Origin of the sequence: Paenarthrobacter sp. NPDC089307 (assembly GCF_040685055.1) — a bacterium.
Taxonomy (GTDB): domain Bacteria; phylum Actinomycetota; class Actinomycetes; order Actinomycetales; family Micrococcaceae; genus Arthrobacter.
Window position 1 is genome coordinate 449,554 of sequence record NZ_JBFBHE010000001.1, and the last position, 14,986, is coordinate 464,539.

At 61.4% G+C, this 14,986-nt stretch carries 13 protein-coding genes; 7 read left to right on the top strand and 6 right to left on the bottom strand.

All coding sequences use genetic code 11. The annotated features are described in order from the left end of the window. Window positions 1-6 precede the first annotated feature (6 nt). Window positions 7-987, bottom strand: a complete 981-nt coding sequence (locus AB0N72_RS02045; protein ID WP_363932072.1) for an Lrp/AsnC family transcriptional regulator — start codon at window positions 985-987, stop codon at window positions 7-9. A gap of 246 nt (window positions 988-1,233) precedes the next feature. Here AB0N72_RS02045 and AB0N72_RS02050 point away from each other — a divergent pair, with 246 nt between their 5' ends. The 3 genes from AB0N72_RS02050 to AB0N72_RS02060 all read left to right on the top strand — a co-directional run bounded on the left by AB0N72_RS02050 (window position 1,234) and on the right by AB0N72_RS02060 (window position 3,467). Then, window positions 1,234-1,929 (top strand): sigma-70 family RNA polymerase sigma factor, encoded by a 696-nt coding sequence (locus AB0N72_RS02050; protein ID WP_364081178.1) that lies wholly within the window; start codon window positions 1,234-1,236, stop codon window positions 1,927-1,929. Window positions 1,930-2,187: 258 nt separating this feature from the next. Beyond that, window positions 2,188-2,778, top strand: coding sequence for an immunoglobulin domain-containing protein (locus AB0N72_RS02055; RefSeq protein WP_363932070.1), 591 nt, complete (start codon window positions 2,188-2,190; stop codon window positions 2,776-2,778). A 302-nt stretch (window positions 2,779-3,080) separates the two neighbouring features. Then, complete coding sequence (locus AB0N72_RS02060; protein WP_363932069.1) at window positions 3,081-3,467, top strand: GNAT family N-acetyltransferase; 387 nt, start codon at window positions 3,081-3,083, stop codon at window positions 3,465-3,467. Window positions 3,468-3,793: 326 nt separating this feature from the next. Here AB0N72_RS02060 and AB0N72_RS02065 read toward each other — a convergent pair whose 3' ends face one another. From AB0N72_RS02065 to AB0N72_RS02075, 3 genes are all read right to left on the bottom strand, one after another. Beyond that, entirely contained in the window at window positions 3,794-5,605 is a 1,812-nt protein-coding gene (locus AB0N72_RS02065; RefSeq protein ID WP_363932067.1) for an alpha/beta fold hydrolase, read from the bottom strand. Beyond that, window positions 5,602-6,201 (bottom strand): TetR/AcrR family transcriptional regulator, encoded by a 600-nt coding sequence (locus AB0N72_RS02070; protein ID WP_363932066.1) that lies wholly within the window; start codon window positions 6,199-6,201, stop codon window positions 5,602-5,604. The genes AB0N72_RS02065 and AB0N72_RS02070 overlap by 4 nt, the downstream gene beginning before the upstream one ends. Window positions 6,202-6,277: 76 nt before the next feature. Next, the gene (locus AB0N72_RS02075) at window positions 6,278-8,671 is read right to left on the bottom strand and encodes an excinuclease ABC subunit UvrA (RefSeq protein WP_363932065.1); all 2,394 of its coding nucleotides are present in this window, start codon (window positions 8,669-8,671) and stop codon (window positions 6,278-6,280) included. A gap of 130 nt (window positions 8,672-8,801) precedes the next feature. On the opposite strand from AB0N72_RS02075, the gene AB0N72_RS02080 reads away from it, so the two are divergent. Genes AB0N72_RS02080 through AB0N72_RS02090 form a run of 3 tightly spaced genes read left to right on the top strand, consistent with a single transcriptional unit; the run spans window position 8,802 to window position 11,783 of the window. Beyond that, on the top strand, window positions 8,802-9,938 hold the full coding sequence (locus AB0N72_RS02080) for a type III polyketide synthase (protein ID WP_363932064.1): 1,137 nt from the start codon (window positions 8,802-8,804) through the stop codon (window positions 9,936-9,938). Then, complete coding sequence (locus AB0N72_RS02085; protein WP_363932062.1) at window positions 9,935-10,660, top strand: class I SAM-dependent methyltransferase; 726 nt, start codon at window positions 9,935-9,937, stop codon at window positions 10,658-10,660. The genes AB0N72_RS02080 and AB0N72_RS02085 overlap by 4 nt, the downstream gene beginning before the upstream one ends. Next, window positions 10,653-11,783 carry an NAD(P)/FAD-dependent oxidoreductase gene (locus AB0N72_RS02090; RefSeq protein ID WP_363932061.1) on the top strand — a complete coding sequence of 377 codons (1,131 nt, stop codon included), beginning with the start codon at window positions 10,653-10,655 and terminating at the stop codon, window positions 11,781-11,783. Before AB0N72_RS02085 ends, AB0N72_RS02090 begins: the two co-directional genes overlap by 8 nt. Here AB0N72_RS02090 and AB0N72_RS02095 read toward each other — a convergent pair whose 3' ends face one another. Further along, on the bottom strand, window positions 11,784-12,191 hold the full coding sequence (locus tag AB0N72_RS02095) for a nuclear transport factor 2 family protein (RefSeq protein WP_363932059.1): 408 nt from the start codon (window positions 12,189-12,191) through the stop codon (window positions 11,784-11,786). It abuts the gene before it with no gap. Window positions 12,192-12,242: 51 nt separating this feature from the next. Between AB0N72_RS02095 and AB0N72_RS02100 the strand changes: the two genes are divergently transcribed. Then, the gene (locus AB0N72_RS02100) at window positions 12,243-12,917 is read left to right on the top strand and encodes a peptide deformylase (RefSeq protein WP_363932058.1); all 675 of its coding nucleotides are present in this window, start codon (window positions 12,243-12,245) and stop codon (window positions 12,915-12,917) included. 25 nt (window positions 12,918-12,942) lie between these two features. On the opposite strand, the gene AB0N72_RS02105 is transcribed toward AB0N72_RS02100, so the two are convergent. Continuing rightward, entirely contained in the window at window positions 12,943-14,958 is a 2,016-nt protein-coding gene (locus AB0N72_RS02105; RefSeq protein ID WP_363932056.1) for a S9 family peptidase, read from the bottom strand. Window positions 14,959-14,986: the final 28 nt, after the last annotated feature.

A 14,986-nucleotide genomic window follows, 5' to 3' on the forward strand; every position in this document is an offset into this window, starting at 1 on the left:
GGGAAACTATACGATTCTTCGCCCATCAGGGCGGAGCATCTTGCCCATGTGCTTGGGCGTGCGCAGCACAATGCAGCGATCCACAATGTCGGCGAAGGGTAGCCGCTCGCCCAATTGCCGCTCCAATAGCGTCATATCTTCCACTCGACGCAACCACACAACCATGAGTATGGAGTACAGGCCTCCCGTAGTGACTACCAACCGGACCTCCTCCAAGCCCACCAGCTTTCCGCCAACGGCTTCCACTTTGGTCGCTGGAACTCGCAGGAAGTACCAAACTGCCACAGGCCAAGGGGTATAGGGGCGCGCAAGTTCCAACCGGAGGACCAGACGTTTCTCCGCCAGGATAGAGGCCAATGCGCTCTTGGCGCGGGCCGCGTTGACGCCCAACATCCCAGAGATCTCAGTCAAGGGCGCGCGGGGATTGGCGCGAAGGACTACAGAAACACCCGCTTCCATCTCTGCAGAGACCCCGCGTGCGGCCGTGGGTTGGGGGACTTGGGCTTCCAGCTGGCGAGTCTCCTTCTCCTGCAGAGACCGCAGCCTCCAGCGTTGCGCGTCTGTCAGCAGTCCGGTCACACGATGCGTGCGTGATCGGGTGATTCCGGGAACTAACGGGAGCTTGTCCACAACGAAGTTGGCCAGTTCCGCTTCGGTGCGGCAAAACAGCGTGACCATGAGGTCACGGCCTCCGGCAGTTTGATCAATGGAAGCCACCTCCTCTCCGCTGGCGAGTTCCTCGATGACGCCGCGGATGCTGGCCGGCGTGCATTCAATCTCCATGATTGCCGTTGCATACTTTGCCCCCTGTCCCTGATAGGCCGCGATCCATGCCAGGCCGGTTTCCTGGAGTACATTCCACCGCCGGGCAAGAGTGACGGCGTCGGCCCCGACTACAGGTGCGAGGGTCGCCCATGGCGCCCGCGGACGAACCTGAAGGGCATGCAAAAGCCTCAGGTCGCGGCCACTGAGGTCGAATTCCTGCATTGGACGCTCGATTCTCTTCAAATCCCTGCATTTTCGGTGAAGTCCGGTGATGGCTGCCTAAATTCTAGGTCCGCCTTGATCACCCGGACCGGAAGAGAAGCGATGTCTGCTCCTGCACTGCCGTACTTCCAGCCGTATGCCGCAAAAGACCCCTCGGGAGCCCTGCCTACCAAGAAGCGTGATGCACCGCGGGGGAGTGGGCGGGGTCCGCAACCACATGATCCTTCGGACGACGACCTGGTATCTATGGTGCGAAGCGGACACGCGGCCGCGTACGGCGTCCTTTACACGAGACACAGTTCTCTCGCCCTCCGCGTTGCCCAAAAAGAGGCTGACAATTCTTCTGATGCAGAGGACATTGTGAGCGACGCGTTCGCGGTCATCTTCCAGGCCCTGGGAAACGGCGGGGGACCGAAGCAGTCGTTCGGAGCCTACCTATTGACAACTGTCAGGAGGATGGCACATCGTCGCAACCTGCAGGCCCGCCGCGGGGCCCCGCCGAGTCATTATGTGCACCCCATTGAAGAAGCCGCGAAAAACAGCGCCGGCCTTGGTACCGAGGAGGCTGCAGTTTTGATCACTGCTTTGAGATCGCTGCCGTCCCGGTGGCAGGCAGTGCTCTGGTACACCGAGGTGGACGACATGAAACCGGCGGAGATTTCGAAGGTCATGGGACTGACGGCAAACGCTGTATCGGCGCTGCTGTTGCGGGCACGGGAAGGCTTGCGAATTGCGTATATTCAAAGCCATGTGATCCCGGCGATGGACAATTCCTGCGAAGCGGTGATGCAGAAACTGGGCAGGTTTGTTCTTAGCTCGGGCAGCATGCCCGGCCGCGAAGCGATCCGACGCCACGTCAATGGTTGCCCGAATTGCACCGTTTCCTTGGCTGCCTTGGGCGGGATGCGTGAGGCAATGATTGGGAACAAGAGACCCGGCTGAGCTTGGAGACCTGCCAGAGGCCCACGGACTTGTCACGGCAGTGTTGATTTGTGTCATAAATATACTTCCTGCGTAGGTAAAGTGAGATCAGCCTGTCAAGTAAATGGCTGGTTAACCCTTTGTAACCGTTGCGAATCTGTCTTGCTGACTGCGAACCGAGAGTGGTAGCGTTTGGCTGGCCGGACATGGGGGTTTAGGCAACTTATTTATTAGGAAGTCAATTCACTCGAGTTTTCTAATTCATCGCGAGGAAAACAAATGAAAAAATCCATTGCAACACTGATGCTTGCAGGGACAGTCATGTTCGCTGGTATTACCCCCGCCATGGCCAGCACCTACCCAGCGCCAGACAATGAGCAAGGAAACGTTTCGGACGGCACCATTGATCGAGGCGAAACCATCACCTTCTCCGCCAGCGGTTACATCCCAGGCGAAAGTGTCGTCATCTCTTTTGATAAGAAGGGCGGTCCGCGGGGGAACCCTCCAGCAAACTTCAGCACTGTCGCAGACGGTAACGGCAGTGTCTCCACGAGCATCACCTTCGAAGATGCCGGCGTCTATACGATCACAGCGGTGGGCGCAAAATCCGGAATAGCACGCTCCGCCCGCGTCGCTGTCAACAACGGCAACCATGGGCAGGGAAACAACGGCAAAGGCAAGGGAAGCAGCGGCGCCGGTTTTGTGGCGGTATCCAATGTTACCGACGCTGGTTCAGCAGCAGGCCCGGCCAATGTCCCCGGCGACCCGGGCCTGATTGCGTGGGGGCTGGTCGGTGCCGGTGTCCTCGCCGCAGGTACCGTATCTGTGGTTGTCGCACGCCGACGCGCCAGTATCAGCGCGTCCGAGTAGGCCTGCCTTTCAAAGGCAGGGTGGCTATTTCCTCGCGGGAATAGCCACCCTGCTTGCGTTTAACGCCGCTCGGCTGGACAGCAGACTGTGACGCCAGCGGGCGGGGCGCGGCAAGTTTTGGCTTTCATCTATTCCACACATCAATTTGATATTTAGGGTTTTTGCAAAACGGACGTAAATTGACTTTACTGGTTGATATTGAACTCATGTCGTAAACGTATCCGGGTGTGCGAAGCTAAGGATCGCTAGAGGGTTGCGATCTTCGCTGGACAACAGAGCTCTCCGCCGCTGACTACGCCGACATGTCCGCGCTCTTCGATGCTGAATATGAGGCGGATTGGGGTCCCTGGAATGCGAAGGCCGGCTGCGGCTTTCCACGGGGAGAGTTGCACTGTTTCACCCGTGAGGGAAGCAAACTCATTGGGTATGCCGCGTCGGCCCGTCGCTTTGTAGGAGTGGGCGTGAAGGATCTTGTCGTCGCGGGCGTTGGGGGAGTTCTGACGAGTGCAGCGTCCCGTGGCCGGGGTATCGGGCGCAAAGTTATCTATGCGCTGCAGGAAGGCGTGGTTCGGCGCCGGCCGATTTCGGTTTGCTGGGGTGCCGTCCGGAAGTCGTCCCGTTTTATCAGTCATGCCGCTTCAAACTTATCGATTCACGCATTCGAGATGTTTCGCCGCTCGATGCCATGAGTGTCATGGAAAGCGACGGTCCCGCCTTGATCTGCGCGGGAACAAGCCCAGTCGAGGCCTGGTCCGAAGGAGTCGTGGATCTTCGAGGCTTGCCTTGGTAACGAGAAGTCGGCACGGACTGGGTTGTGGGCGGTTAGGGGACCCCCTTCAGAGCTTTACTTTACATAATGTAGATTATCGGCGTTCTTATAGCGCGACCGGAAGTGGATTCAAAGGGACGCTTGCGCGCGGTTCGGACCTGAGACGGTCCGATTAGCACGGGGCGCCAGTCGGCGGCTACCGCGGACGGCAAACCAACTGGCACCCCATGCAGTTTTCTGGCTGACTCAGCGCGCCTTGCTGAGGAAAGCTCCGGATTCTCTGAGATGAGCGACGAGTCCATCGCTATGGGTCAGTTGAGGATGGTGACCCGCGCCCGGAACCGAAATGAGCTCAACATTAGGCAGCGAGCCGAGTTGCTCGACCGCACCTGCGGCGACTGGGTCCTCGCTTCCTGTGATGATGCGGACCGGGCCGTTGAACCGTCCAAGGGCAGCCCGGAGTTCGGCGCGCCACTCCGTTGATCCCGCGAGGGCAAGATGTTCGGCCACCCTCTTGCCTTTGCTTCTCTTGAGGTCACTCACGCTTGACTCAAGAGCAGCCGCGCTGGCATCGGAACCTGTTAGTTGGTGTGATAGCCGTGTCGAGTCGATGTGTCGCAAGTACATGGATACGAGCGGCCGAAGTCTTGCCGCTGCTCCCGTCGGGGCTTGCAGGAAGAACGGTGCGATCAGCGTGAGCGAGTTGACCTGTGACGGCATCCGGTCAGCTGCGACTACTGCCGCCGCCGCACCGATGGAATGACCTATGAGGTCTACCCGTTTCCCGCTCAACAACGCGGGCAGCCACTGTTCCCAGTCCGTAACGCCTGTTCCACTGCTGAGGCCGAGTCCGGGCAGGTCCACGACCCTCCCGTCTATGCCTGAGGCTACTGTGGCCCACGTGTCTGCGTTGACTGGCAATCCGGGCAGGATGACCCGGCTCGAACCTGACGTGCCGAGCTCGAAGGTCCGCAGGCCGCCAACGTCCACGAATCGGCGGCCTTCAGCCGTGGAGGCCCCAAACCGATGAGCGGCCAGGTGATCGGTCCACCTCTCAAGGGAAAGCAGAACGTCGGGCATCCGGATTCCGTGCTTTTCGGCAAACTCGACGGCGGACTCTGTCGGGTATCGGTCCTCCGACAGGAAGGTGAGCGTCTCGGGATCCGCCTTGGTAATCCGCTGTGGGAGTCGCTTGATGACGCTGGTCGGCATCCTAAGGCGCGGGACTTTCGCACCTAGATGCCGGCCGACGTGGGTGAGCAAGTCTGCCAGCGGCGGGGTGGCGTCGTCGAGAACCCAGTAGGCCCTGCCTGCAGCTACCGGATCGACCGCCGCTGCCGCCATGAACGCCGCCAGGTAGTCGACTGTGACGACCGGAAGAAAGGTTGCTTCATTTCCGGGCAGTGCGGTTGCAGTGCCGTCCCAGATCTGTTCGATGGTGGTAACCAACCCGATGTGCTGGTCGGACTCCCCCGTTACGCTGTCGCCAATCACACTCGATGGATTGACGATAGTCCAAGGGATTCCGCGTTCAAGGGCCCGGGCTTGGAAAATGGCGTCGGATTCCACCTTGGACGCTTCGTACGCACCAAGTTCCTTGTAGGCCTTGGTGCGGTATTCCTCTGTCCACGGCACTGAGTTTGGATCCTGCCCGCCGACGCGGTAGCCCGACACGTGGACGACGCGCTGAAGCTTTGGGAGGTCCGCGGCGAAGTCCATCAGCTTCTCGACGATGCCAACGTTCGTGCTGCGTGCTTCGTGGGCGCTCATTCCGAATCGGTAGGACCCGGCGCAGTTGTGAATTTCGGTGATGTCCGCGAAGGCCGACGGACCGCCGTCGAGAATCCCGGGAGCATCGAAGTCCACGATCGCTGTGGCGATGTTCCCGGCCAGGCCATGCTCCCTCGCCCATCGCTCGACGCGCGCTCCGGATTCAGCGGTGCGCACTGCCGCTGTGACGTTCGCACCAGCCTCGGCAAGGGTCAGGACGAGGTGCCGGCCGACCAGTCCGGAGGCCCCGAAGACAAGGGCGTGACGGGAGTCTCCGCGCGGGGTCATCGGGTACCCTCGATGCTCTGGCAGCGCTGTTTGATGAGCTCTGACACGACGTCGGCGGCCGCGGCGAGGGGTTGCGTGCTTCGCATGGCACGAGAGACGATGACCGCGCCCTCGATCGTCGACACGACAACTGTTGCCAGGGACCGGGCCTCCTTCGCGTCAATTCCGTTTGCTTCGAGGAGCGCAGCCGTCGGGGCGATCCAGGACTCAAAGGCTGTGGCACACGCGTTCCGGAGTCGTTCGTTCTCCGCGCCCATCTCCAGGGTGACGACAGAGACCGGGCAACCGAGCTGGAAGTCGCTCTCGCTGACGATGGTGGCCAAGGCCTCAATCGCTGCGCGGGCTGCCTCTGCCGCACTGCTCGCTGCCTCTGCGGTCTCCAGAATCAGCGTCTCAAACTGCTTCGCGGCAAGTTCTACTGCTGCGACTCCGAGGCCCTCCTTCCCATCGGGAAAGTGGAAGTAGATCGACCCTTTTGGGGCGGCAGCGTGATCGATTACAGCATTCAGGCCCGTGCCGCTGTAGCCGCTCGTCTGAATGAGCTGGAGCATGGACTCTGCGAGCCGTGCCTTTGTCAGGTTTCCTTTTGTTGCCATGCATCCATAATAGACTGGTCTACATATTTTTCAAACAAGCAGGATTTTCCTGGCCCAGCGGTATCGGCAGGCCCCGTCAGGGGCCTACGTACGCGGCAAGGTGCTTGGCGGTCAGCGTCGCCTTCCCGGCCACAAGCTCGGCTGGCGTCCCGGCGAAAACGATACTGCCGCCGTCGTGACCTGCTCCTGGCCCGAGGTCGATGATCCAGTCTGCGTGAGCCATGACTGCTTGGTGGTGTTCGATAACGATGACGGATTTCCCGGACTCGACCAAGCGATCCAACATGCCCAGCAGGTTCTGGACATCGGCTAAGTGCAAGCCGGTGGTGGGCTCGTCCAGGATGTAGATGTCGCCCTTCTCGGACATTTGAGTGGCCAGTTTAAGGCGCTGCCGTTCGCCGCCGGAAAGGGTCGTCAAGGGCTGTCCGAGTGTCAGGTAGCCAAGCCCCACATCGGAAAGCCTGTCCAGGATCTTGTGGGCCGCGGGGGTGCGGGCCTCTCCCTCGCTGAAGAACCTCACGGCGTCGTCAACAGACATTGCAAGCACTTCTGCAATATTGCGCTCCCCCAGCTTGTATTCCAGCACAGCTGCCTGAAAGCGCTTTCCTTCGCACTCTTCGCACGTGGATTCAACGGTGGCCATGACGCCCAAGTCCGTATAGATGACTCCCGCTCCGTTGCATGTTGGGCAGGCACCCTCGGAATTGGAACTGAAGAGGGCCGGCTTCACGCCGTTTGCCTTGGCGAAAGCCTTGCGGATCGGCTCCAGGAGACCTGTATAGGTTGCCGGGTTGCTCCTTCGCGATCCACGGATAGCGCCCTGGTCGATCACAAGAACGCCATCGCGTTTGGCAACCGAACCGTGGATGAGCGAGCTCTTTCCCGATCCGGCCACCCCGGTGAGGACACACAGCACACCGAGCGGGATATCGACGTCGACGTTCTTGAGGTTGTTGGTCGAAGCCCCGCGGACTTCCAGCTGGCCCGACGCCGGACGGACGGTGTCCTTGATCGCCGCGCGGTCATCGAGGTGGCGGCCGGTGATGGTGCTGCTCCCCCGCAACCCCTCAAGGTCGCCCTCAAAGCACACCGTGCCACCGCCGGCCCCGGCTCCCGGGCCAAGGTCCACCACATGGTCCGCGATCGCAATGGTTTCCGGCTTGTGCTCAACCACGAGCACCGTGTTGCCCTTGTCCCGGAGCTGTAGCAGGAGTTGGTTCATGCGCTCAATGTCGTGGGGGTGAAGCCCGATGGTGGGCTCATCGAAGACGTATGTGATATCCGTCAGCGATGAACCCAAGTGGCGGATCATCTTGGTCCGCTGCGCCTCTCCACCGGACAAAGTACCTGCAGGGCGGTCCAGGGAGAGGTAGCCGAGCCCGATGTTGGCAAAGGAATCCAGGAGGTGCTGGAGCCCCTTCAACAGGGGGGCAACGGACGGTTCGTCCAGCCCGCGGATCCAGTCGGCAAGGTCGCTGATCTGCATGGAGCACACATCGGCAATGCTCTTGCCCGCGATCTTCGATGAGCGGGCTTCCGGGCTGAGGCGCGTGCCCTCGCATTCCGGGCAGGTGGTGAAGGTGATGGCACGCTCCACGAAGGCACGGACGTGAGGCTGCAGGGCATCGACGTCCTTTGAGAGCATGGACTTCTGGATTTTGGGGATGATGCCTTCGTACGTGAGGTTGATGCCCTCTACTTTGACCTTGGTAGGTTCCCGGTAGAGGAGGTCGTGGAGTTCCTTCTTGGTGAATTTGGCGATCGGCTTGTCCATGTTGAAGTAGCCGGTTCCACTGAAGATGCGTCCATACCAGCCATCCATGCTGTAGCCCGGGACGGTCAGGGCGCCTTCACGGAGGGACTTTGTGTCGTCGTACAGGGCCGTGAGGTCGAAGTCGTTGACCGAGCCCATTCCTTCGCAGCGCGAACACATGCCGCCGAGTCGGTTGAAGGTGGCCTTCTCGGTTTTGGTCTTGCCCTCACCACGGTCCACGGTGATGGCTCCGCTTGCCTTCACTGTGGGTACGTTGAACGAAAAGGCATTCGGCGAGCCAATGTGGGGGTGGCCGAGCCGGCTGAACAGGATACGCAACATGGCGTTGGCGTCCGTGGCAGTTCCTACGGTGGACCGCGGATTGGATCCCATCCGCTCCTGGTCGACGATGATCGCCGTCGTCAAACCTTCCAGGACGTCCACATCCGGACGTGCCAGGGACGGCATGAAGCCTTGGACGAAGGCGCTGTAGGTCTCGTTGATCATTCGCTGGGACTCTGCGGCAATGGTGGCGAAAACCAATGAACTCTTGCCCGACCCCGAGACTCCGGTAAACACGGTAAGCCGCCGCTTGGGGATCTCGATGCTGATGTCTTTGAGGTTGTTTTCGCGCGCACCCTGCACCCGGATGAGGTCGTGGGTATCGGCAACGTGCATCACAGGAGACTGCGTGTCGGAACCGGCAGCAATAGTCATGGTTTCTCCATCCGTTGGCGGCGCTGCCCAACAGTCCCCCGTTGGCGTGGCCTGGCTCTCCTTGACCACCCTCGGTCAATACGATTGATTCTGCCATTGTCTTCCCGGCTTTACTCACTAAGAATGAAGCATGCCGGTATACATGAGGTCCCTCGAAACCGCAGTTCCGCCCACCATCCTTGTCCAGCACCAGGCCCGCGAGGTTTTCGCCTCACAACCAGGACTGACCCGGCTGGGAACACGCCTTGTCACTACCTGTTTCGATTCGGCAGCCATCGACACCCGCTTTACGGCTGTTGAAGAACTCAGCCTGGACGCGCATCCGGAGAATCCAAAGTTCTTTGACCCGGAAACCAACATGGTACTGAGCCCCAGCACCAAGGTCCGCAACGACATTTTCGCCACCGAAGCCACCAAATTGTTCATCGAAGCCGGCAAAACAGCGGTGGCACAGGCGCGAGGGATCGATCTTGATGACATCACCCACGTGATCACGGTGTCCTGCACGGGGTTCTTCAATCCCGGCCCGGACTACAAGGTGGTGCGGGCGTTGGGCCTGAACCCGGCAGTCCAGCGGTACCACCTTGGCTTCATGGGCTGTTATGCCGCTTTCCCCGCCATGAAAGCCGCAAAGCAGTTCTGCATGGCCGATCCGGAGGCGGTCGTCCTGGTGATCTGCGTTGAGCTTTGCTCGCTCCATGTCAGGACATCCAACGACCCGGACACCATCATGGGTTCGGCAATCTTCGGTGATGGCGCGGCGGCTGCGGTCATCACCGCAAGGGAACCTGAGGGGGACGAGCCGGTCATCCGGCTGGATCACTTCGAGACGGTCCTGACGCCGGTGGGCGAGGAAGCGATGGCATGGAACATCGGAGACGAAGGATTTGAAATGGTCCTGGGCTCCTACGTGCCGCACATCATCGAAGAACACATCACAGGGGCCTTGGAGCCTCTGCTGGCCAAGGAACCGGAGCTGGCCGGCGTACCGTACCGGGATATCACCCATTGGGCCATCCACCCTGGAGGACGCAGCATTCTGGATAAAGTCGAGTCGAAACTGGAATTGACCCAGGCGCAGTTGGTTCCAGCCAGGGAGACGCTCCGGGAATTCGGCAATATGAGCAGTGCAACGGTGCTGTTCGTCCTGAAATACATGCTCGGGCAGGCGGCCAGCCACCGTGAGGAGCGGATCTGCTCCATGGCATTCGGACCGGGCCTTACGGTGGAGACCGGCCTCTTCACACTGGTCTCCCCCGGGCTGTGACGCCGTGGGGGTCCCTCCGGGAGAGGGACCTGTACAGCATTGAGGACATGGACAGGCCGGACTGTGATCCCCTGCGGCTCAGCAGAACCTACGCCCGGTTTCCTGTGGTCAACGGGCTTCTTTCGGGGTGGCGACGAACCTACAAGCGCCGCATTCGTCCCCTGCTGTCGGAGACCGGCCACGCCACTTTGCTGGATATCGGCAGTGGCAGTGGCGACGTGGCCCGAAGCCTTGCCCGATGGGCACGGCAGGACGGCTTCGTGCTGGACGTACTGGCCATCGACCCCGATGAACGCGCCTACGACTTCGCGATTCACGCACCCCCTGTGGAGTCAGTGGCATACCGACGAGCCCACAGCTCCGAGCTTGTGGCGGAAGGCCTTGCTTTCGACGTCGTGATTTCCAACCACATCCTTCACCACCTTGACGCGCAGCAATTCGCTGCAGTTCTGGACGATTCGGAACGTCTCACCCGGAGAGTGGCACTTCACAACGACCTCTCTCGAAGCAACGTGGCCTACGTCCTGTTCATGGCCGGCTTCTGGCCGCTCGGATGGGGCTCGTACATCGTGAAGGATGGATTGGTGTCCATCAGGCGCAGCTACACCCTGGCCGAGCTGAGGTCCGCCGCTTCCCCTGAATGGACGGCTGAAAGAAACGGCCCGTGGCACAACATGCTGGTCCACGAGCATCGGGGATCGGGGACCCAGGGACGTGCTTGACGTGGTGATTGTTGGAGCAGGCCCAGTCGGTCTGTTCATGGGCGTGCTGCTCCTCCAGGGCGGCCATAAGGTCCGTATTCTGGAGCGCCGATCCAGCAGAAGTGCTCGTTCACGTGCCATCGGGATCCACCCGCCGGCCCTGGCAGAGTTGGAGCGCGCCGGAATTGCCCAGGAACTGGTGTCCGCGGGCGTCCACATCACGCGGGGCGTTGCCTACAGCCAGCGCCGCCTGGTAGCGGAACTGCCCTTCAGTGGCGATCCCGCATTTCCCTTCATCCTCGCGGTTCCCCAGACGATCACCGAGAGAGTGTTGGAGGAAGCAGTCCTCGGCTTGGATGCCGAAGCCATCATCCGTGGCATGGATGTCCAGGCAATATGCGACGACGGCACTTCCGTCCGCGTCATGGCGGACTCAGCACGTGGGAACCAGGAATTCAGTGCCCGCTTGGTGATTGCTGCGGACGGTGCACATTCCTCCATTCGGCGTCTGCTCGTTCCTGACGTGCGGCCGCGGACTTACCCGGACTGTTACATCATGGGCGACTTCCCGGACTCCACGGGTCACGGTGCTGAGGCAGTGCTGTATTTGGAGCCGGGCGGAATCGTGGAGTCATTTCCCCTGCCCGAAGGCGTCCGCAGATGGGTTGTGCGGCTCGGTTCGCCAGCCAAGGGCCCGACGGCGGCCGGGCTGGCTGAGCTGGTCAGGAGCCGAACAGGCGAGGTGCTGGAGCCGGGCGGCAACACGATGCTCAGCGCCTTCGAGGTGCAGTCGCGTTTGGTGCAACGGATGGTGCACGGACGCGTGGTCCTGCTCGGAGATGCTGCCCACGAGATCAGTCCGATCGGCGGGCAGGGCATGAACCTCGGGTGGTTGGACGCAGCAGCGCTGGCTCCCATCGTCGGAGCTTCCCTTAAAGGGGCCGATGTCGGGTCATTGCTCCGGAATTTCGAAAAGTCGCGAAGAAAAGCCGCCGTCCGCTCTTCGCGGCAGGCGGGGCTCAATATGGCCCTCGGGAGGCCGCTGCCTCCAGCCGCCATGGCAGCACGGAACCGGGTCTTCACTGGCCTGTTGGGGATGCCAGGAGTTGCACAGATGGTGGAGCGGCGCTTCACCATGAGATAGCTATTCCGGCGCCGTGTAATAGCAGTCGTAGGTGTCTTGGCTGATGATGAGACCATCCCTCAATTCGAAGACTGCTGTACTCCTGGCGCGGATGGTATCGCCGCGGTCCCAATGCGGAAGGTCAAGGAGCAGCGTGGCCGACCAATTCATCTCCAGAACCACACGGTCCCCCTGGCTGGTGCTGCGGACAACCTCGAATCGCTGGTCCGCAACGATTTCCTTGCTGTGGTCGGCTCCGGAAAGGGTCTCGGCAAGATTTCTGGTGGAGCCTGTCTTGGACAACGCATGCGGCCATTCCGTGAGCTTGAAGTCCTCAGCCAGGCAGGGCTTCAATTCTGCGGATCCGCCGCCGGCCTCAACCGTTCGGACGAACCCGAGCACGTGGTCAAGAGGAGTGGGATCGGTCATTCTTCGAGCCTAGCCCACCGTGTGGGACACCCATGGCGATAGGCTCGTTCCATGACGCATCAAGCTCACTCCGGAGCCCCAAGCCCCGCCACGGACTTCAACCCCACCCAGATCCGGGACGCCGTCCGCAGGTTGCTGGACTCGGAGGAACTCCCCGCCATCGTCCAGGCCGGTCACCCGGTCCTGCGCCAGGTGGCCGCACCATTTGACGGCCAGCTTGATGACGTCGAATTGACAGCGCTGATCGACCGGATGCGCGGCGCCATGCATGCCGCACCCGGAGTTGGTCTGGCCGCTCCGCAGCTTGGCATTCCACTGCAGCTGGCTGTCCTGGAGGACAAGTACGAGATTGATCCGGTATCCGCAACCGTGCGGCACAGGGAACCGTTGGAATTCCTCACTATCGTCAATCCTGCGTACCGTCCCCTGGGCCCGGAGACGGCCGCCTTCTACGAGGGCTGCCTTTCTGTCCAGGGGTATCAGGCCGTAGTGGCACGGCACAGGAATGTTGAGTTGTCCTACTTCACTGCGACGGGCGAAGCCGTTGAGGAATGGTTTTCGGGGTGGCAGGCCCGCATCGTGCAGCACGAAACCGACCACCTCCACGGCGTTCTTTACCTGGACCGGGCGGAGATCCGGTCCCTGGCCAGCAACGCCGAGCACGCCGTCCGATGGGCTTCCCCTGAAATCGATGATGCCCGCAGGTCCCTCGGCTTCCTTGGCTAAGCGGGTCCGGGCGCGGCCCTGACCCCTACGCCGTTGGCTTGTTGCCCGCCGTCGGAAGGTACGTAGCCCACCAGCGCAGAATGTGTTCGAAGCGCTGACGCCGGTGATGCGGGGTTCCGGAGCGGGACAACTCATGGTCCTCCCCCGGGAAAACCAGCAGGGCCGTCTCCACGCCACGTGCCTTCAGATGGGCGTAGTAGCGCTGCCCTTGTTCAATGGGACAGCGAAGGTCATTCTCGCTGTGGATGACCAGAGTGGGTGTCCGGACATTGTCGATCACGGCCATCGGGCTCTGGGCGTCCAACTGCTCACGGGTTTCTCCTGCGTATTCGCCGCCGAAGAACCAGCCAATGTCCGAGGATCCCTGGAAGCTCACGGGATCCAGGAAGCCGCGCTCCACGATCGCACCCTTGAAACGGTGCTCGTGGGCGATGATCCACGCAGTCAGGTAACCGCCATAGGAGCCGCCCATGATGCCCACCTGCTCCGGGTTCAACGACGCGTGGGAAGCCAACGCCGCATCAAGGAAGGCGAGCACATCCTGCATGTCAAGGCTGCCCATGCGCCCCTTGATGGCTCGCCCGTGCTCTTGGCCATAGCCTGAGGATCCACGCGGATTGCACATCACCACCGCATAGCCGGCCGCTGCATAAACCTGGGCTTCGTCAAAGAAGGCTCCCGTGTATTGGGAGAAGGGGCCGCCATGGATGGTCAGGAGGACAGGATGGGGTCCAGGACCCTCCGGCAACACCACCCAGCCGTGGACGGGATGTCCGTCGCTGGATGCCGCCTCAAAGTCCAGGGGTTCAATGACCGTGGAGTTGTTACGGAGGGCTCCTGAGAAGTCCGTCAGAAGGCGGAGCTCACCGCGTTCCAATGACACGACGTCTCCCACTGTTGAAGCATCGGACACGCTTACCGCTGTTTCCCCGTTGGCCGCGACGGAGGCCCCGATGACCACGCGTGCACCGTGAACCAGGGGCGTGATGGCGCCGTCAGCGCTGACATCGAGGAGCTCAACAGTTCCCAGCGCGGTGTTCAGGACGAGGACACTGTCTGGTCCGCTGGGTTCCAGAGGACCGGAAACGTCCAGGTGTTCGACGTCGGTGAGTCGTACAGCCTCTCCCCCACCGATCGGCATCACATGCAGCGATGAGTTGCGCGCCACGAAGTCCCTGCCTGTTTCCCCGAGTTCCTGGCCGATGTAGAAGAGCCACTTGCCGTCCATCGATGGCCTCACGTCCGTTATGGTCTGAGGCGTCCGGTTTTCGGGTTCGACGGCGGTCGGCTGACCCCCCGCTGCCTCCACCTGATACACCGAGGTGACGAGGTCGTCGTCGTGTCCTTCATGGAGGGCGGCCACGAAATAAAGCCGTGCACCGTCAGCGGAAAAGCTGGGCGAAATGTGGTCAGAGTCCCCGAAGGTAAGTTGCCGGGCCAGCGGGAAGCCCACGTCTTCGGGCTTCGGCTGGTCGTGGGCGGCCCTGCCCCGCGGAACCACTGCCGGCTCACCGCCCAATTCCGGGACTTCAACGACGAACAGTTGCTGGCGCTGGTCAGCGGTGTAACCAACGCCGTTCATCATGTATTGATTGGCCGTGATGAGGCGCGGGTCTTCGGCGCCAGGAGGCACGTCGTCAACAGTTCCGTAGCGGCCCTTCCCGGGGACCCGGGCCTGGAAAGCGATCCTGTGCGAATCCGGTGCCCAGACGAAGCCGTCCACACCCGCGTGCTGGTTCGTGATCCGCTGTGGTTCACCTCCGGCCGATTCCACCACGAACAATTGGGGCTTACCGCCGGGATCAGTGCGAAGGAACGCCAAGACCAGTCCATCCGGTGAGAAAGCCGGAGAGGTGTCCCTGAAGCCCCGGGTGATGCGGCGCGGGTATTTGCTGGTGTCCAAAGGGACCGACCACAGCTGGCCAACGTAACGGTCGGCGTCGAAATCCGGCCTCGTGACAGATACCACGGCCTTGGTGCCGTCAGGGTGGATGGCTGGGGCGGACACGGCGTTCAACAGGGGCAGCTGCGCGGGTTTCACGTTGGTGAGCCTAGCCCGGTGGCCCGCC